The sequence below is a fragment of the Arenibacter antarcticus genome, assembly GCF_041320605.1.
Classification (GTDB): domain Bacteria; phylum Bacteroidota; class Bacteroidia; order Flavobacteriales; family Flavobacteriaceae; genus Arenibacter; species Arenibacter antarcticus.
This window is the reverse complement of sequence record NZ_CP166679.1, coordinates 441,754-460,875: the sequence shown is the minus strand read 5'-3', so window position 1 is coordinate 460,875 and position 19,122 is coordinate 441,754. Positions and strand designations below refer to the sequence as shown.

Sequence of the window (19,122 nt, the reverse complement as noted above, 5' to 3'; positions counted from 1 at the left end):
TATAATTATTTGGCTGAATTTGAAGCCGGTATAAATTGTGCTTTCAAATCGGGTTGTGTCATGGTACTATCCAATGGAAACATAGGTCTATTGATGCGTTTATAGCCCAATCGATGAAGGTTTTGGTCAACACCACCTGGGGTTAAGGCCATAATCCAATCGCCACGCATATCATAGAGTTCTGGCACCAAGTACCCTATCTTTACTACAACGATTTCCGTTTGCTTAGGATTCAAGCCTAAGTTGGTAAAATCCCTTAAGTAATGGTACGGTTTTCTTTTCTTGGTAACGATTACTTGGATACTTCCAATCTTAACAACTACCTCCACTTCTGCGTTCCGATCACCTTCCTTAATTGCTTCTATGGTTCCTTCCAGTTCCAAGGGGCCAGAAAATCGATTATCAACTGCAGCTCCAGCCATTGCCTTAATTTTTCCGCCAACACCTATTTCAAGGGCTTTTGCAACAAATTCAGGACCTGGGATTGAGGCGTAAATTAAAGAAGGGCCTTGGTCCGATTTAAATTCTGGCCGAGCCAATAATTGTTGTAAAGTCCAAGTAACGTCACCCGCACCACCAGCGGTTGGGTTATCTCCCATATCACTGATCATAAACGGATGTTTTTCGCTGGCTAAAGCCATTTTTAAACTTTCTTCCAAGGTGGTCGTTGGGGCAACAAATTCAAATTTATTTCGAACATCCCAAAAGCTTTGCGCCAAGGTTTCTGCTCCTTTTTTAACCTTCTCCTTATCATCACCTGTAACCATTACTACAGCATGGTTGCGCGGTTCATCTGCCCATGCGTAACCAATCCAAATAGCGGCATCGATAACACCTTCTTCATTGGCTACATTGGGGACTTTCGCGTAAAGACTTTTTCCCGGTTCAATACGGGTACTGGTTTTTTCGCCAGGCAATAATATTGGTACAGGAATCCAAGCCTTATATTTCGGTTTGCCTTTGCCATTTTCAAGGCGTTCCAAAAGATTGTCGACTGCTCTTTTCTTGGATTGTATTGCATCCTCGTGGGGTGCCATTCTATAGCAAGTAATTAAATCGGTATGTTTGGCCAATTTTTCAGACACGTTTCCATGTAGGTCCATCGAGGTGGATATAAGTACCTCGGTCCCAATTACGTTTCTAATTCTCTCAATTAAGTCACCCTCTGGGTCATCTAATCCAACCACACTCATCGCCCCATGTATATCAAAGAAAAGTCCGTCATAGGGGCCGTTTTCTTTTAATAATTTCAAGGTTTTGGTTGCCAAAGATTCGTAAGCTTCCCTAGTTACAGTACCTCCTGGCAATGATTTCCCAACTAAGGTAGGCACCCAATTGGCCCTGTTTCTATTTAAAGAATCAATTTGCAGAAATGGGTATTTTGCATATATGGAATCTCCTTCTTTGGCATGAAAAGCTTCTTCATGGGTTAAGGCAGGTGAAAAGGTGCTACTTTCTATTCCTAGACCTGCAATTGCAATCTTTGGCAGTTCTTTTGTTTCTTTTTTCTTATCAACTTGTTTGCATGAGGTTAGAAGGACTAATAGTAAAATATAGCAACTGTAAAGTGGTCTCAAATTTTTTGTTTTAAGTTGGTTAAATGATAAAAAATTAGAAAGAGTTGTAATGTTTCCCTTAATAATCTAAATATAGGATTCGAATATAAGGATTTAAGGAATAGGTTTTGGAATGAATAGTAAACAAAGTTTCATATTCAAAAGACAATTATATTCCCTTAGTGAATCGGTATTGAATATAAAACACGAATTTCATAATAGACACCTTATCTGTTAATTGCAAGGAATTCGGTGAATGTTTTGGAAAAATAAAAGTACTAGTCATATGGTACCTTGTAAAATAATACGCCCTGTAAATCAGATGATTATATAGCTTTTGTATCTAATAGTATTTAGTAGGTGGAGCTGGGGCGGCCAAGCGTTTAGAAAAGGTCAAGTAGACCTTTTTAGCCCTTCGACTCCGCTCAGGACAGGCTCTGGAGCGAGCTGAAGCGTTGGCCTGCGAATCTTGTAGACAAAACAACAAACCAAACTACAGTAGTTTGTTAGGTAGTCCGGGGAGAATACCTGCGGTGTTCACCCCCCTCTACGTCCTGTAAATACAGTTATCTGTCCTTACAGGCCAGGTGTCTAAAAACAACAAAACCCAATCAAGTAAACTTGTTGGGTTTATAATGTTTTAATCCACACATTAACTGTGCTTAATCGTGGAGCCGGGGAGAATACCTGCGGTGTTCACCCCCTCTACATCCTGTAAATACAGTTATCTGTCCTTACAGGCCAGGTGTCTAAAAACAACAAAACCCAATCAAGTAACCTTGTTGGGTTTATAATGTTTTAATCCACACATTAACTGTGCTTAATCGTGGAGCCGGGGAGAATACCTGCGGTGTTCACCCCCTCTACATCCTGTAAATACAGTTATCTGTCCTTACAGGCCAGGTGTCTAAAAACAACAAAACCCAATCAAGTAAACTTGTTGGGTTTATAATGTTTTAATCCACACATTAACTGTGCTTAATCGTGGAGCCGGGGAGAATCGAACTCCCGTCCAAACAAGCAATTACAATGCCTTCTTCATGCTTAGTTCCTAATTAATTTTCGATGCGTACCTGACTAGGAACAGCCCAATACACACTTAGCTTCTTAAGTTTTAGTGATAGTGCCAAAGCTTCACTACCCTTGTGTTGACTTTGATGGTGCTTCTGATAGGGACGCCGTCAACAAGGGCTTCCCAGAAACATCTCGCTTCCCTACCTTGTAGGGACGAGGCTAAATCCTACTGTGATTCGGATTAAGCGGCAAGAGCGTAATTATTTTCGCCAATTAAAAAGTGTGGAAAATGAGATTAACGAGCTGTAGCCCAGCGCTCGGCATGCTTACATTCCAATTGGTCTCGCTGTCAAAACCAGTCGGCCCCTTCAATGAGATAGGTACGCTTTGCGTACCGTAATCGAATTGAATCCCGCTACCAGCGGGATATTTCTATCCAAATCTGTCTGCCTTCAGGCAGGTTGAATCCCGCTACCAGCGGGATATTTCTATCCAAATCTGTCTGCCTTCAGGCAGGTCGAATCCCGCTACCAGCGGGATATTTCTATCCAAATCTTTCAGCCTTCAGGCAGGTTGAATCCCGCTACCAGCGGGATATTTCTATCCAAATCTTTCAGCCTTCAGGCAGGTTGAATCCCGCTACCAGCGGGATATTTCTATCCAAATCTTTCAGCCTTCAGGCAGGTCGAATCCCGCTACCAGCGGGATATTTCTATCCAAACCTTTCGGCCTTCAGGCAGGTTGAATCCCGCTACCAGCGGAATTTCACTCTCATCTTTTTTGTCAATGAACAAATAAAAATCTTAATCTTTAGTTGGGCGTTCCCCTTCGCACCTAATTTACAAGATCTATAGCGACCTTAGGCATGTGCTCCGGGTCGGGCTTTCGGCAGTACAGGCCTGCTTTTTGGCAGGCAGGGTACTTACCTCTATCCCTAACGCGGGTACAAAGGTAGTTCAAAAACTATTCCAAAAAAAGTTTTGTTTCACATGCTGCCAATTGATACATTTACAACTAATAACTTTCCTTAAGTTGTTAAAATTTAATTGAATGAAATTCGGAATTATTAGAGAACGTAAAAATCCACCGGACAGAAGGGTGGTCTTTTCCCCTGAGGCCTGTAAAAAATTATCAGCTACGTTTACCGATGCCCAACTTATTATTGAACCATCACCCATTAGAGTATTTTCGGATGCAGAATATACTACTGCTGGGATTGAGGTAGCGGATAAAATGGAGGAATGTGATGTGCTTATAGGTGTAAAGGAGGTGCCTATTGCCAATTTGATTCCGAATAAAAAATACTTTTTTTTCTCACATACCTTTAAAAAACAGCCCTACAACAAAGCGTTGTTACAAGCTATTTTAACGAAACATATCGAGCTCTTCGATCATGAGGTTATTACTGGTGTCAAGGGGCAGCGATTAGTGGCTTTTGGACGATATGCAGGGATTGTTGGAGCCTATAACGGAATTAGAGCATACGGTCTAAAGTTTAATCTCTTTGTACTGCCCAAGGCGGAAACCTTGGTAGACCAACAGGCGCTTATTGCAGAATTACGGAAAGTTGAACTTCCCAACATAAAAATCCTTCTAACCGGAAAGGGTAGAGTAGGGAATGGGGCAGAAGAGATGCTAAGCGCTATGGGCTTAAAAAAAGTAACTGTTGCCGATTACCTGAATAATGAATTTACACAACCGGTATACTGTCAGATAGACGCCGCCGAATACAATAAGAGACAAGATGGTGTACGAGGTAGTAAGAGCGACTTTTTTAATAATCCAGAAGCGTATAAATCTAACTTCTTTCGCTTTGCAAAGGTTACAGACCTATTTATAGCCGGACATTTTTTTGGGGAAGGTGCTCCCTATCTTTATACCCGAGAAGATGCAAAGAAGTCCGATTTTAAAATTAAGGTAGTGGCCGATATTAGCTGTGACATAGATGGCCCAGTAGGAACAACCATTAGAGCAAGTACCATAGCTGACCCAGTATATGGGTACGACCCGATTACCGAATCCGAGGTCCATTTTAGAGAGCCAAATGCCATTGCAGTAATGGCCGTAGATAATTTGCCCTGCGAATTGCCTAGAGATGCCAGTGTGGGATTTGGGGAGTCTTTTCTAAAATATGTAATTCCCGCTTTCTTTAATGGGGATAAGGATGGCATTCTAGAAAGGGCCCGGATGACCAAAGATGGTAAGCTTACCCAAAAATATGCCTATTTACAAGATTATGTTGATCACGATACAGTGGCTAACTAGGGGGGTAAAATACTTCGGTGGCAGATTTAATAGCATATCCCTAATGTCTTAGATTTTTAGGACAATTAGGGATATGGTATAAGTTATAGGTCTAGCAGTAGGGCTTTAACTTTAGTTGAAAAAAGCATTATTATATTTCTTGCAATTTTATTGCATATTGAAAAAGAGCCACTTATAAACTATTAACGGTTTTACGGATGGCTGTTAGATTGGTCAATAACTTCTCTAAATAATCCAAGTGTAACATATTAGCACCATCGCTTTTTGCATTGGCGGGATCAAAATGAGTTTCCATAAAAATTCCATCTACTCCTGTGACAATTCCTGCGCGGGCAATAGTCTCAATCATATCCGGTCTACCGCCCGTTACACCTGAAGACTGATTGGGTTGTTGTAGGGAGTGGGTAACATCAAGAACTACTGGGGCAAATTGTTTCATGGTGGGTATGCCGCGGAAATCCACAATCATGTCCTGATAGCCGAACATAGTGCCTCTATCGGTTACCATAACTTGTCCATTATTGCTGTCCAAAACCTTTTGTACGGCATGTTTCATGCTTTCTGGACTCATAAACTGTCCTTTTTTAAGGTTGATTACCTTCCCTGTTTCAGCTGCGGCTACTACCAAATCGGTCTGACGAACTAGAAAAGCGGGAATTTGAAGGATATCTACATATTCCGCGGCCATTTTTGCATCAGAAATTTCATGGATATCCGTAATGGTAGGTACCTTAAAAGTCTCGGAAACTTTCCTTAGGATCTTTAGCGCCTTTTCATCCCCAATACCGGTAAAGGAATCTACCCTACTGCGATTTGCCTTTTTAAAGCTTCCTTTAAAAACATAGGGAATATTCAGTTTGTCGGTTATGGTTACCACTCTCTCCGCAATACGCATGGCCATATCTTCCCCTTCAATGGCACAGGGCCCACAGAGGAGGAAAAAGTTATTGCTTTGGTGGTGTTTAATTTGAGGTATTAACGCTAGATCCATTAGTTTTTATTTTGTGGCAAAGATAGGGATTTGATCCCTGTAATTTATTTCAATATCGTTCACTAGCCTCAGATTTTGTAAATTAGGATTGACGCAATGTATTTTTTTAGCACTTTTTAGGTATTAAAACTCGACTAAAAATCGTAAATTAATGGGATAATTATAAAACGGAACATCATGGAGCTGCAAGAATTATTAATTCCGGAATTAAAACACGAAGTAGCAATTACCGAAAAGTTTCTAAAACGTATCCCAAAGGATAAATTGGACTGGAGTCCACACGAAAAATCCATGACACTAAAGGAATTGGGAAGTCATTTGGCAGAAATACCCAGTTGGGTAATTGGTACAATGGTTCATGATGAGATGACGATGGATAAATATGTTCCCCAGATAAAAAACACGGTTGATGAAATGGTTAAAACCCTTAATGCCACTACCGAAGAAGCTATTAATTCTTTAAAAGTGCCCAATGAAGAATACAATAAGAATTGGAAAATGATCCAGGGCGGAAAAACGATAATGGAAATGCCGAAATATCAGGTATTGAGAGCAGTGGTCCTCAATCAACTTCCGCATCACAGGGCACAATTAGGTGTTTATCTTCGATTATTGAACCAATCGGTTCCAGCAACTTATGGGCCTTCCGCCGACGAACAACAGTAAATGCGAATGCATGTCTTTTGGAGTGTAAGTTTTTGGAAAACAGTATTTTATGATGGAATAGGGCTTGGGGTTGACAAGCTTGCGGTACCTTGAAAATCGATGTGGAAAGACTATTGAACCTATTCATTATCAAACAGATAAGAAAAATAAACCTTTTCTAGCAGTCTTAAAAAAAATGAGTATCTTTGCGCCCGCATTTAAGTTACTTAAGTGCAAATAAAAATCATTTATGGCAGCAACAAAAAACATAGCTATTATTGCCCACGTTGACCACGGTAAAACAACCTTGGTAGACAAAATTATGTACCATTGCCAACTGTTCCGGGAAAACCAGAACCATGGCGATCTAATATTGGATAACAACGATCTGGAGCGTGAACGAGGAATTACTATTACCTCTAAAAACGTTTCTGTTATCTACAAGGATACAAAGATCAATATTATTGATACTCCTGGTCACGCCGATTTTGGTGGTGAGGTAGAGCGTGTTCTAAACATGGCCGATGGTGTTCTTTTGTTGGTAGATGCCTTTGAGGGTCCTATGCCGCAAACCCGTTTTGTACTTCAAAAGGCGATAGATTTGGGTCTAAAACCTTGTGTGGTTATCAATAAGGTGGACAAGGAAAACTGTACTCCAGAGGAAGTGCACGAGAAGGTTTTTGATCTTATGTACGAATTGGGTGCTGAAGAATGGCAATTAGATTTTCCAACTGTGTATGGTTCTGCAAAGAACAATTGGATGAGTGATGATTGGAAAAACCAGACTGAAAATATTGAGCCTTTGTTGGATATGGTTATTGAGCATATCCCAACTTTTGAACCTAAGGAAGGGAATACGCAATTGCTGATCACTTCTTTGGATTTCTCTTCTTTTACTGGTAGGATCGCTATTGGTAGACTTCAAAGAGGTACTCTAAAGGAAGGACAGCAAGTTTCTTTGGTAAAAAGGAACGGAGAAATTGTAAAGACAAAAATTAAAGAACTATATACCTTCGAAGGAATGGGCCGATTAAAGGTTCAGGAGGTAGTTGCTGGAGATATTTGTGCCTTGGTAGGTATTGAAGGTTTCGAAATTGGCGACACCGTTGCCGATATTGAAAATCCTGAACAATTGCAAACAATCGCTATTGATGAGCCTACAATGAGTATGTTGTTTACCATTAATGACAGCCCATTTTTTGGTCAAGATGGTAAATTTGTTACCTCTAGACATATCAACGACCGTCTTAAAAGGGAATTGGAAAAGAATTTGGCCTTAAGAGTGAATGCTACTGATAGTGCTGATAAATTTTTGGTTTTTGGACGTGGGGTATTGCACCTTTCTGTTTTGATAGAAACTATGAGAAGGGAAGGATATGAATTGCAAATTGGGCAGCCACAGGTTATCATTAAAGAGGTTGATGGTGTTAAATGTGAGCCAATTGAGCAGTTGACTATAGATCTTCCTGAAGAAGTTTCTGGAAGGGCAGTAGAAATGGTTTCGATGCGAAAAGGTGAGATGACCAGTATGGAAGCTAAAGGGAATCGTATGATTTGTGAGTTTTTAATTCCGTCAAGAGGAATTATTGGTTTGCGAAATCAGTTGTTGACGGCTACCGCTGGTGAGGCAATTATGTCGCACCGCTTTTTGGAATATCAACCCATGAAAGGAGATATTCCACAAAGACAAAATGGTTCCTTGGTTTCTATGGAAAGAGGAAAATCTATTCCTTATTCTATTGATAAATTACAGGATAGAGGTAAGTTTTTCGTTGATCCAGGTGAGGATATTTATGAAGGACAGGTCATTGGAGAAAACTCTAGAGGTGACGATATGACGGTTAACATTACCAAAACCAAGAAGATGTCCAACGTTCGTTCTTCTGGTGCGGATGATAAAGCTAAAATCGTTCCTGCCATTAAGTTTTCCTTGGAGGAGGCGTTAGAGTATATTCAGAAAGATGAGTATGTGGAGGTGACACCAAAACATATCCGTTTAAGAAAAATATATCTAACGGAAAATGAACGTAAACGAAATAAAATAGCCTAGTCTATTAAATCGTGTGTACTAATATAAATCCCAAGGTTAAAACCTTGGGATTTTTTTTTGTACTACTTGAAAGGTTGGACGATAAAAATCGACAAAAACCTTCTGAACGTAATAGTGATGATTATGAATAAGAGTTTACTTTTTATTGTTTCTGGATTGTTGTTGACTGTAGCTGGCTGTAAAGAGCAGCAAAAAAACACTGATGCGGTTGTAGTGGAATCAATATCCAAATACAAAATACCGGAATCTTGGGTACAAAATAGAGTGGATAAAGCCAATAAGCGACTACATGCTACCGAGGCTGGGAAAGTTGTGTGGAAATCGATGGAGGCGCATGGAGGCTTGTATAAATGGTATAGTAATGGCTATTTGTCCTTTAGATTTAACTATCAGCCATTAGATGGCTCAGAACCCCGAGATACATATCAAACCATTGATACATGGAGTAACAAAGCAAGGCATGTTAATGTAGCCGATAGTACTGCCATCTTTGGATGGGATGGGGAAAATGCTTGGGTAAAGGCGAAGGACAGCACTGCGTTTAAATATAATATGCGTTTCTGGGCCTTAACTCCTATATACCTAGCTGCGCAACCCCTTGTATTGGATGGGGAGGGTGTGAATTTGGAATTACTGCCAGGAATTGAATATAAGGGGGTGCCACAGGATGTAGTAAAAGTAACCTTCGTTTCCGGAACTGGTGATGCCCCGGATGATTATTATATATTATACCTAGATGCCAAAACACATTTGTTAAGTGCACTTCGCTATATTGTTTCCTATCCAGGTTATTTTCCGAATGGTGGAAATAATCCTGAAAAATTCATGGAATTGGTCAGTCGTAAAACAATTAATGGTATTACTCTACCATTAAAATTTAATACGTTTTGGTCAACTTCTGGCGGACAGCCAAAAGGAGAGCCTGTTACAACCATCGAATTGAGTAGGATTGAATTCCAAAATCAATTAGAGGAGGATTTTTTTAAACGTCCAAATGGAGCCAAACTGATAGAAGGTTTGTAAATAAGTGTATAAAAAAGGTGGTTACCAATGACTGGAAACTACCTTTTTTGTATATAAATTTAGTAAGTAGTAGGGATGCCTAATTCGGTATTGCCTAAAGATTATTCACCCTAGGAATAATGAAATAGGTTAATTTAGTTTAGCTCGCCTTACTCTACTAATGCTTTTTTATTGTAGGCCGCCGCCGCCGCTCCTATTATTCCGGCGTGATTTTGTAATTTGGCAGGAATTATAGGGGTGTCTATGGTGATATACTCCTTAAACTCTTCCCAGTCTTTAGAAGTCCCCCCTCCCAAAATTATGAGGTCTGGGGAAATGATTAGATCAACATACTCCAAGAATGTATTAAACCGTTTACCCCATTTTTTATAACTGAGTTTCTCCCGTTCTTTTGCAGAAGCCGCCGCCCAAAGTTCTATTTTGTCATGTTTTTTATAGGGAATTTGGCCCAATTCAAAATTAGGAATTAGTTTTCCATTTAAAAAGGCTCCACTTCCTAGACCTGTGCCAATGGTGATCATGACTACCAATCCCTCCTTGTCCTTGCCTACACCATAATTCATGGTAGCATAGCCAGCAGCATCTGCATCGTTTACCACGGTTACCGGTAGTCCAGTGGCTTCGCTAAAAAGCTCATCCACTTTTACTCCCTTCCATTTTTCATGCAGGTTGCCAGGAGTCATGCAGACACCTTTTTTTATTACCGTTGGAAAACCACAGCCTATCGGACCTTTATAGTTGAAATGGGCAACAATTTTCGCAATAACCTTTGCCATTGCCTTAGGTTTACGGGATTCTGGAGTGGGGATTCTAAACCTTTCCGTAACCATTTCACCAGTTTCCATATTCACTAAAGCACCTTTTATACCTGAGCCACCGACATCTATTCCTAGAATTTCCATGTAATTATTTATAATATTTAGGGGCAAAGTAACAAAAAAACTTTTTGTAATACTATAAGTCCCATGTTAGTGTATGTATTCGCTTTCCTTTAAGAAATCGAAAATTAATTTATCAACCTCACTTAACTTTTCCCTATCGCTGTAATTTAACCACACTACCTCAGTATTTAAAGGGTCGGGGGTAATAATTCCAGTATAATTCGCGCTGTAGCAGGTTTTTCGATCTATCAATACTGGTTTTTTAGAAGCGGTCTGGGCCTCAAAAATACCCAAGTACTCCATGTTGGGAATCTCCAAATCGATATTTAATTTTTCCTTGATATGCCAATGAAGTACAGTGGCGTCTGGCTTTCCTTTTATCTTTCCACCTCCGGGAAGGCTGAATGTGCCCTTGTTTTTATCGAAGAGTATCAGAACCTCAAGGTCTATAATATGGATCCAGCTTAAAAGGTCTAAAACCTCCGGGGTTGGTTCAATATAATAGTCAATAGAGTTTAAGGAATGATCCTTGTCTATTAGGTTAAGGAGGTTATCAATAAATTTCCCCAAAAAGGTTAAGGTTCCCAACTTATTATTTCTGCCCAAGGCGCTGGAAATAGTTTCGTCCCTATTTCCAAATTTGTACCCGCTTTTTTTAATCCAAAACACATTCAAGAAATGTTGCATGGCAACGTTGCCCAATTGATCTATAGAAATGGCCATTTTTAAAAGATACTCCCCAATACCTATGATTCCTTTTTTGTAAATAGAATGAAATAGTCCGAATACAAAACCTATGGGAGCTGTAGCTAGGAACAAGATTATGGAGATAAGGAATAGTAGTATTCCAATTAACGGATTGGCTTTTTTGTCAGCGCTATAAACTTGTTTTTTTATAATCATATAGGGCGGTAGTTAGACGTTGTTTTAAAATATGATCAGTAGTGGTCCTAATAAATTTCCCAGGTCAATGCGGTCGTAAGAGTCGCTATTCCAATATGGTGTTTAGCGATTATAGATCAATATTACTAGTGGTTATTGACGGTGATTCCCCAATTAAATTTCTTGAATACGTGTATATCCTTACATGGTTTGAATTTTTTAAAATATGGTAAACCTAGGGTTGAAAAACTGAAATTAATACTATATTTGAAAGGTTTTATAAGAAAACATAATAAATACAGTAAATTTTCCGCTGATATTTCAGTCAAGATACCAAATATGTTTTAAAACTGCGATGTAGATTAAATCCATCTAAATAACCACCTTAATATTTTTTAAATGAAAAACTTTTTTGCATTATTTCTTTGTCTGTTCGTTTTATTGCTCGCTGGATGCGATAGTAAAAAACGGGAGGGCGAACCCCGAGTGCTTGTATTTTCTAAAACAATGGGTTTTAAGCACTCCTCTATTCCAGCCGGAATTGCCGCAATTCAAAAATTGGGGAAAGAAAATCAGTTTATAGTAGATACTACTAAAAATGCAGAATTATTCACCGATGAGGAGCTTAGGAAGTACTCGACTATTATTTTTTGAGTACAACTGGAAATATTTTGGACGCCAAACAAGAAGCTGCGTTTGAAAGGTACATTCAGGCTGGAGGCGGTTTTGTAGGAGTACATGCAGCAGCGGATACCGAGTACGATTGGAACTGGTACGGCAAGTTGGTGGGTGCCTATTTCCAAAGTCACCCTGCAGGGACGCCAGAAGCCGACTTTATTATTACAGATTCTAATTTTAGTGCGACCGAGATGTTTACGGATTCTATCTGGCATCGGGAAGATGAACTTTATAATTTTAAGAAAATTAATCCGGAGGTGAAGGTGGTTATGACCGTCGATGAAAAGAGCTATAAGGGTGGCGAAAATGGATCTCATCATCCTATGAGCTGGTATCACAAATATGATGGAGGTCGTGCATTTTACACCGCATTAGGTCATACAGAAGCCAGTTTCTCCGATGCGTTATACCTAGAGCACCTATTAGGAGGTATTAAATATGCTATCGGAAAAAATGAAAAACTCAATTACGACAAGGTTAGTACGCAGATTCCTCCAGATACGGATCGTTTTACCAAAGTGCCATTAAATGTTGGTGGGTTTTTTGAACCAACCGAAATGGCTATTCTTCCCAATATGGATGTATTGGTATCTCAGCGAAGGGGAGAGGTTATGTTGTACAAACCGGCTACAGGGGAACTGACCCAAGTTGGATTTTTAGATGTTTATCACAAAACATTGAATACTCCCGATGTAAATGCCGAAGAGGGATTGATGGGATTGCAAAAGGATCCGGATTTCGCCAACAACCATTGGATCTACCTTTTTTACAGCCCTTCCGGTGATAAATGGGTGAATAGGTTGTCTCGATTTAAATTTGAGGACGATCTGCTTCAGATGAATTCCGAACAAGTGATTTTGGAGGTGGAGAGTCAGCGCGAGATTTGTTGCCATACAGGGGGATCTATAGCCTTTGGACCAGATAATATGCTTTATTTGTCAACTGGTGATAATAGTACTCCCTTTAATGAAAAGGGTGTTAAATACACGAACAAAGGTTTTGCACCCTTGAACGATATACCGGGACATGAACAGTACGATGCCCAAAGATCTTCGGGCAATACCAATGACCTACGCGGTAAGATATTGCGTATAAAAGTTAATGAAGACGGAAGTTATAGTATCCCAGAAGGAAACTTGTTTCCCAAAGGGACTCCAAAAACGCGTCCCGAGATTTTTACCATGGGGCACCGAAATCCGTATAGGATTTCCGTGGATCCTAAAAAAGGCTATGTGTATTGGGGCGATGTTGGTCCTGATTCGCGAGTAGATAGCTTGCAAACTAGGGGCCCTAGGGGTTATGATGAATTAAACCAGGCGAGGGAAGCAGGAAATTTCGGATGGCCTTTGTTTATTGCTGATAATAAACCATACCGTGCCTACGATTATGAGACTGGAATTAGTGGAGAGGCATTTGATCCCGAAAAGCCTATTAACAACTCCAGAAATAATACTGGGCTTAGGGAGCTTCCCAAAGCCATGCCAGCCTATGCTTTTTATCCCTATGTGGAATCCGAAGAATTTCCACAAACAGGTACAGGGGGCAGAAACGCCATGGCGGGACCCGTGTATTACACTGATCTCTATAAGGGAGAAAATGCGCTGCCAAACTATTATGACGGTAAAGTTTTTGTCTACGATTGGATAAGGGGATGGATGAAGGCTGTTAGCCTCTTCCCTAACGGCGAATTTAACAAAATGGAGCCCTTTGCAGACCAGATAAAATTGAACAACCTTATAGATATGGAAGTTGCGCCAGATGGAAGGATTTACCTTTTGGAATACGGTAGTGGTTGGTTCTCGAAGAATGATGACTCTGCCTTGAGTTATATCGACTATAATGGCGGAAACCGACCTCCGCTGGTTGAAAATTTAACGGTTGATAATACCTCCGGAAAGCTGCCTCTAAATATTGTGGCTAAAGTAACTGCGACGGATAGGGAGAAGGATGCAATGACCTATATGTGGGATCTTGGTAACGGAGAAGTCCAAGAGACCACTGAACCGGAAATTGCGTATGTATATAAGGAAGCAGGAGATTATTTTATTTCAGTTGAAGTGAAAGATGATAAGGGTGCCGCTGCCAAGAGCAACGCCGTTTCTGTAGTGGCGGGGAATTCCAGACCAGTAGTATCCATAGATCTGAAGGGCGGAAATTCTTCCTTTTTTATTCCTGGTGTACCAGTAAATTATAAGGTTACAGTTACTGATCCTGACGGTTCCCAGATAGTGGAGGATAATATTTTTGTTTCAGTAGATTATTTGGAGAGTATGGATGAAGTGTCCCTTTCTTTAGGGCACCAAGAAGTTTCTGCGGCAGTAACCGGTAAAGCACTTACTCAGGCTATGGATTGTAGAACCTGTCATAAGGAGTTGGAAAAATCTATTGGTCCAATGTATGACGAGATCGCAAAAAAATATAAGATGGATAAAAACGCAGCTGCCTATTTGCAAGGAAAAATAATTGCAGGTGGTAGTGGTGTTTGGGGAGAGGTTACTATGCCAGCACATCCCAAAATGACCCAGGACGAAGCTCGACAGATTACAGCCTATATCCTTTCTCTAGTGGATACCGGCCAAAAACAAAAATCCCTACCACCCTCGGGTTCTATTGTGCCTAAGAAGGAAGAAGGCGCCAATGTAATGGTAATTACAGCCTCTTACACAGACCAAGGGGAAAACAATGTTAAACCGCTTACCGGCACAACCTCAGTTGTGTTAAAAGGTAATTCTGTTCCGTTCAGTGCCACAACCAAGGTAGATGCTTTTGAACCTGTCTCTTATAATGGGATGGATCTACTGGTGGTTCCCAAAAAAGAGGGTTGGTTTGTGCTTCCAAAGTTAGATCTTACAGCTGTGAACACCGCCACTATAACCGCGGTTTGGCAAACAGTGCCCAATTATGAACTCGATTTTGAAATGCGATTAAATGCTCCTGATGGGAAATTGATAGGAACAGGAAACATGCCTAAACCGCAAAGTGGTGCGGAAATGGGGAGGATTGCATTAAAGTTGACAGAAACAATAAATGAAAGTGTAGAAGAAGTTTATTTTGTCTACAAACCAACAGCCCAGGCCGCAGAAGCGGAGGGGATGGTGGCCTTGCGCAATGTGCAGTTTTCTAAAAAGTAAGCGTTGTTATTTTGGAAATTAAATCACAGGCTCTATAGGTGTATAAAACTTATGGAGCCTGTTGTTTAATGAAGTGTTAATGGCTTATTGATTCATCCAGTTCTTAAACTCTGACGATTTTGCCCTACTCACTACAATCCTTTCGTGAGAAGGAGGGGTCACATTAACGATAAGCTTGCCATTAAAATACTGTTGTATGCCTTTAATAGCATCTCTTCTAACGATAAACTGACGGTTTATCCTATAGAAAATCGTAGGGTCTAAGTCGTTTTCCAAATCCTCTAAATTTTGTTCCATGGTATAGGTCTGATTTTTATCGGTCACTGCTTTTACAGTGCCGGTTTCAATGTACAGATACGCAATGTTTTCGGTCTTTAAAGGAATCATTTGGTCCCTGTGATTTACCAAGTACATGGACTTATAGGTAGTCTTTTGTTTGTTTATTAGATTTAATAGTCCCGCCACCTGTTCGGTATATAGGCCTTTTCCTTTAAATTGTCCCTTGTACTGTTCCAAGCTTAAAGCTAGCTCGTCTTCGTCTATAGGTTTTAGGAGGTAATCAATACTATTTAGCTTAAAGGCCTGTAGGGCGTATTGGTCATATGCCGTGGTAAAAATAATGGGAGCCTCTATCTCTATTGAATCAAAAATTTCAAAAGAAAGGCCATCGGCCAAATGAATGTCCATAAAAACCAATTCCGCCTCATTGCTTTTGGAAAAGTACGCTATGGATTCCTTTACGGAATCTAGTACAGCTAATATCTCAATGGAGTCTTCTATATTTTTTAGTATAAAAGCAAGATTTTCACTTGCCGCTAATTCGTCTTCTACAATTACAACTTTCATAGCATTTTGTTCAATGGGAGTTTTACACGAAAAAATTCAGTATTCCTATCTATCACTATTTGCTGCTTTCTTATCATATAATAGCGTTTGTATAAATTTAAAAGACCAGTACCAGTTCCTTCTGCCAAAGTGGTTCTTATCCTTACTTTGTTTTCCACAAAAAGAGACTCATTTTCAGAGTATATAGTCACCTTTAATGGATTGGTCTCAGAGATTTCATTGTGTTTTACGGCGTTTTCAACCAATAACTGTAATGCTAAAGGCGGAATTCTTCGCTCCAGATATTTTTCGTCGATATTAATATCAATAAGAAAACGGTTGCGGTACCGTGTTTTTATTAAATAGGTATAACTCTCCAAAAATTTGAGCTCTTCTTTTAATTGTACCAAATCGCGATCACCACTCTGCAAAATATAGCGGTACATAAATGAAAGCTTCTTAACGAACATGGTGGCTTCCTTATTATCGCGAATCAGGTAGTTGAGCGAATTTAAGGAATTGAAAAGAAAGTGCGGATTTATCTGATTTTTTAAAGCTGTAAGTTCGTTTTCGAGGTTCTGTTGTTTTAAATATTCGTTTTCCAAAATACTCTCCCGTTGTATGATCTGAAGACGTAATATTCTAGCAATAAATATGATGATGATATGGACTACGAAAAAAATAGTATTTACAAATCCAGCTTCCCGTTCCGAAATCGCCTTGTCTACAAAATAGGGGTATAGCTTAGTTAATAATGTAGTTGTAATGACCAGTAATAATAGATTTCCTATAAATCTAAGCCCTAAATCTATAAACTTGCTTTCTTTTGGGATCCTATAGATCCAATTGGTATTGAACTGTAATGTAGTCCATGAAAACAAAAAGAAAAACAGCAATTTTAATATAAAATCGTTAAACAAGTCATTGGAGAAAAGTTCATCCGTAAACCAAACTGTTTTAAATAAGCTTAGGGTTAAAGGGAGTGTTACTAATACTGCTATAAGGATAGCGATTTTCGTAATTTCCTGTAAATTAACCTGTTTGTTTCGCTGCATATTTACATTGTAATTTTTAAAGATACCGCTTTAATCTAAATAATTCCACGAGGGTTATAATGCGGACTTAGCTGATATTATACGGAGTTTCCGAATTTACCCATCCTTGGATTTCGATGGCTAAGGCAGGGTAGGAGCACTATTTTGTGGACGCCCTAGAACTTTTTGACGCAACATAGAATGGGCAAGGTAACATCCCTTTAAATTGCAAATGGGAGGCGCTTCAGTTGAAAGCGAAAGGCCTCTGGCAACTTGCCAAAGGCCTAACTTTACTAACCAACTAACCTAGTAAACTAATTTTTATCTGGTGTATGGGTCAAATCCTACAGGTAGGTAATTTTTGACTTCATCACCAAGTTCAATTTCTTCTTCCAACTCCTCTACTACAATATCATTTAGGTCTAACTCCATTCCACTATAGGCGTTAAAACCAATAGGCAGGTATTCTGCAGTATTAAAATTCAGAACTATTTCTTCTTCCAGCTCCTCTACTACAATATCATCTAGGTCTAACTTCATTCCGCTATAGGCGTTGAAACCAATAGGCAGGTAATTTGCAGTATTAAAATTCAGAACAATTTCTTCTTCTGATTCTTCTATTGTTATATCATTGAGGTCTAGATTCATTCCAGCATAGGCATTAAAGCCAATGGGGAGGTATTCTGCGGTATTAAAATTCAGAACAATTTCTTCGTCTTTTTTTTCTACTACCAAGTTATTGATGTCTGGCTCCGTTCCGGCATAGGCATTAAAACCAATGGGCAGATATTCTGCCGTATTAAAGTCAAGAACAACGTCTTCTTCAAGGTCAATTACGGAAATTTCTTCAGGAGATAATTTTCTTGCTGCCTCATCTTTCGAAAGTGTTTCTTCAAAAAGTCCGTAGGTTTCTGTTGTGCTAGAAAAAGTTCCAATATGGCCAACGGATTCTCCGTATTTATTATTAGTGGTAAAGGAAAGAAGAAGGGTAGATAACATCCCAACTCCTAATAGTATATGTATATTTTTCATCTGATCTATATTTTTAATTGTACTCTTTAATTTCATTACAAGTACAAAGATAGCATCATGTATTGCTGATTTCGACGGGAATTGAGTGAAGTGTGGAAATTTGCAAGTGAAACGACTTTAAGGAAAGTTGAAATGTATTTGTCCTGTAAACTATGGGGTTGGCGAGGGGTATCCCGACAAAGTTTTACAGAAATAAGTTGCGGATAATCGTTTTATAAAAATGAACGACTGTAGATAAAATCTGTTTGATATGATGATCGCTCTCGGTGAAAGATCGACATACAATTTTAGTGTTGTACGTGCCTTCAGTCTAAAGATTCCTACGCTTATAATGTACACATACCCGTTTATGGACCTGGTTTTTCGATTAGTCAAAATACAAAATTCCGAGAAATATACTAGTGATTAAACTGCTCTTTGGATTACCTCGAAAACTTTATTGCCATCGCACTTAAGGGTCTTGGAAGGATATTTCAAGATCAGGGCGTAATCGTGTGTAGCCATTAAAATGGTTCTTCCTGTCTTATTTATTTCTTGGAGCACCTTCATAACCTCCACACTGGTCTGCGGATCAAGGTTTCCAGTAGGCTCGTCGGCCAAAATAAGATCGGGGTCGTTCAATAAGGCGCGGGCAATGGCGATCCGTTGTTGTTCCCCACCTGATAATTCGTGTGGAAATTTAAAGCCTTTGGTTTTCATGTCTACCTTTCCCAAAACTTCCTCCACTTTGGCATTCATCAAGCTCTGGTCTTTCCAACCAGTAGCCTTGAGTACAAAGAATAGATTGTTGTTTATATTTCGGTCTGGTAGCAATTTAAAATCTTGGAAAACCACTCCTAACTTTCGCCTTAGATAGGGAATGTCCTTTTCCTTTAATGTCTTAAGGTCAAAATCTACAATGGAACCACTCCCTTGCTTTAAGGGTAGGTCTCCGTAGAGCATTTTCATAAAACTGCTTTTCCCGCTTCCGGTCTTTCCTATAAGATATACGAATTCACCTTTTTTAATTTCTAGGCTTATGTCGTTTAATACTAAATTTTCTCCCTGAAATACTGCTACATCCTTCAGCTTCAATATGCTCTCGCCCATAGTTCTCAATGTTGATATAAATGTAA

At 39.5% G+C, this 19,122-nt stretch carries 13 protein-coding genes, 1 other RNA gene and 1 pseudogene; 6 read left to right on the top strand and 9 right to left on the bottom strand.

Going from position 1 to position 19,122, the window contains the following annotated elements; translation table 11 throughout:
* Positions 1 to 5 precede the first annotated feature (5 nt).
* Both KCTC52924_RS01985 and ssrA read right to left on the bottom strand, forming a co-directional pair.
* Complete coding sequence (locus tag KCTC52924_RS01985; protein WP_251808967.1) at positions 6 to 1,577, bottom strand: M81 family metallopeptidase; 1,572 nt, start codon at positions 1,575 to 1,577, stop codon at positions 6 to 8.
* A gap of 961 nt (positions 1,578 to 2,538) precedes the next feature.
* Positions 2,539 to 2,937, bottom strand: a transfer-messenger RNA (tmRNA) gene (gene ssrA / locus KCTC52924_RS01980).
* 683 nt (positions 2,938 to 3,620) lie between these two features.
* Here ssrA and KCTC52924_RS01975 point away from each other — a divergent pair.
* Positions 3,621 to 4,835 (top strand): NAD(P)-dependent oxidoreductase, encoded by a 1,215-nt coding sequence (locus KCTC52924_RS01975; protein ID WP_251809210.1) that lies wholly within the window; start codon positions 3,621 to 3,623, stop codon positions 4,833 to 4,835.
* 172 nt (positions 4,836 to 5,007) lie between these two features.
* On the opposite strand, the gene kdsA is transcribed toward KCTC52924_RS01975, so the two are convergent.
* Complete coding sequence (kdsA, locus tag KCTC52924_RS01970; RefSeq protein ID WP_251809209.1) at positions 5,008 to 5,826, bottom strand: 3-deoxy-8-phosphooctulonate synthase; 819 nt, start codon at positions 5,824 to 5,826, stop codon at positions 5,008 to 5,010.
* A 177-nt stretch (positions 5,827 to 6,003) separates the two neighbouring features.
* Between kdsA and KCTC52924_RS01965 the strand changes: the two genes are divergently transcribed.
* The 3 genes from KCTC52924_RS01965 to KCTC52924_RS01955 all read left to right on the top strand — a co-directional run bounded on the left by KCTC52924_RS01965 (position 6,004) and on the right by KCTC52924_RS01955 (position 9,544).
* Positions 6,004 to 6,492, top strand: a complete 489-nt coding sequence (locus KCTC52924_RS01965) for a DinB family protein (RefSeq protein ID WP_251809208.1) — start codon at positions 6,004 to 6,006, stop codon at positions 6,490 to 6,492.
* A gap of 229 nt (positions 6,493 to 6,721) precedes the next feature.
* The gene (gene typA / locus KCTC52924_RS01960) at positions 6,722 to 8,521 is read left to right on the top strand and encodes a translational GTPase TypA (protein ID WP_251809207.1); all 1,800 of its coding nucleotides are present in this window, start codon (positions 6,722 to 6,724) and stop codon (positions 8,519 to 8,521) included.
* 123 nt (positions 8,522 to 8,644) lie between these two features.
* A complete protein-coding gene (locus KCTC52924_RS01955) occupies positions 8,645 to 9,544 on the top strand; it encodes a hypothetical protein (RefSeq protein ID WP_251809206.1) in 900 nt (299 codons plus the stop codon).
* A gap of 149 nt (positions 9,545 to 9,693) precedes the next feature.
* Here the strand turns inward: KCTC52924_RS01955 and ppgK are convergent, their stop codons facing one another.
* Complete coding sequence (gene ppgK, locus KCTC52924_RS01950) at positions 9,694 to 10,446, bottom strand: polyphosphate--glucose phosphotransferase (protein WP_251809205.1); 753 nt, start codon at positions 10,444 to 10,446, stop codon at positions 9,694 to 9,696.
* A gap of 66 nt (positions 10,447 to 10,512) precedes the next feature.
* Entirely contained in the window at positions 10,513 to 11,328 is an 816-nt protein-coding gene (locus tag KCTC52924_RS01945; RefSeq protein ID WP_251809204.1) for an NUDIX hydrolase, read from the bottom strand.
* A 378-nt stretch (positions 11,329 to 11,706) separates the two neighbouring features.
* Here KCTC52924_RS01945 and KCTC52924_RS01940 point away from each other — a divergent pair.
* Together KCTC52924_RS01940 and KCTC52924_RS01935 are read left to right on the top strand one after the other, a co-directional pair.
* Positions 11,707 to 12,368 (top strand): annotated as a pseudogene (locus KCTC52924_RS01940) (ThuA domain-containing protein); the annotation flags it as partial.
* Positions 12,369 to 12,542: 174 nt separating this feature from the next.
* Complete coding sequence (locus tag KCTC52924_RS01935) at positions 12,543 to 15,116, top strand: PQQ-dependent sugar dehydrogenase (protein ID WP_370671540.1); 2,574 nt, start codon at positions 12,543 to 12,545, stop codon at positions 15,114 to 15,116.
* 84 nt (positions 15,117 to 15,200) lie between these two features.
* Here KCTC52924_RS01935 and KCTC52924_RS01930 read toward each other — a convergent pair whose 3' ends face one another.
* The 4 genes from KCTC52924_RS01930 to KCTC52924_RS01915 all read right to left on the bottom strand — a co-directional run bounded on the left by KCTC52924_RS01930 (position 15,201) and on the right by KCTC52924_RS01915 (position 19,096).
* Positions 15,201 to 15,962: a LytTR family DNA-binding domain-containing protein gene (locus tag KCTC52924_RS01930; RefSeq protein WP_251809202.1), complete on the bottom strand. Its 762-nt coding sequence runs from the start codon at positions 15,960 to 15,962 to the stop codon at positions 15,201 to 15,203.
* Positions 15,959 to 16,996, bottom strand: coding sequence for a sensor histidine kinase (locus KCTC52924_RS01925; protein WP_251809201.1), 1,038 nt, complete (start codon positions 16,994 to 16,996; stop codon positions 15,959 to 15,961). The genes KCTC52924_RS01930 and KCTC52924_RS01925 overlap by 4 nt, the downstream gene beginning before the upstream one ends.
* 300 nt (positions 16,997 to 17,296) lie before the next feature.
* On the bottom strand, positions 17,297 to 18,007 hold the full coding sequence (locus tag KCTC52924_RS01920; RefSeq protein ID WP_251809200.1) for a hypothetical protein: 711 nt from the start codon (positions 18,005 to 18,007) through the stop codon (positions 17,297 to 17,299).
* A 405-nt stretch (positions 18,008 to 18,412) separates the two neighbouring features.
* Positions 18,413 to 19,096: a cell division ATP-binding protein FtsE gene (locus tag KCTC52924_RS01915; RefSeq protein ID WP_251809199.1), complete on the bottom strand. Its 684-nt coding sequence runs from the start codon at positions 19,094 to 19,096 to the stop codon at positions 18,413 to 18,415.
* Positions 19,097 to 19,122: the final 26 nt, after the last annotated feature.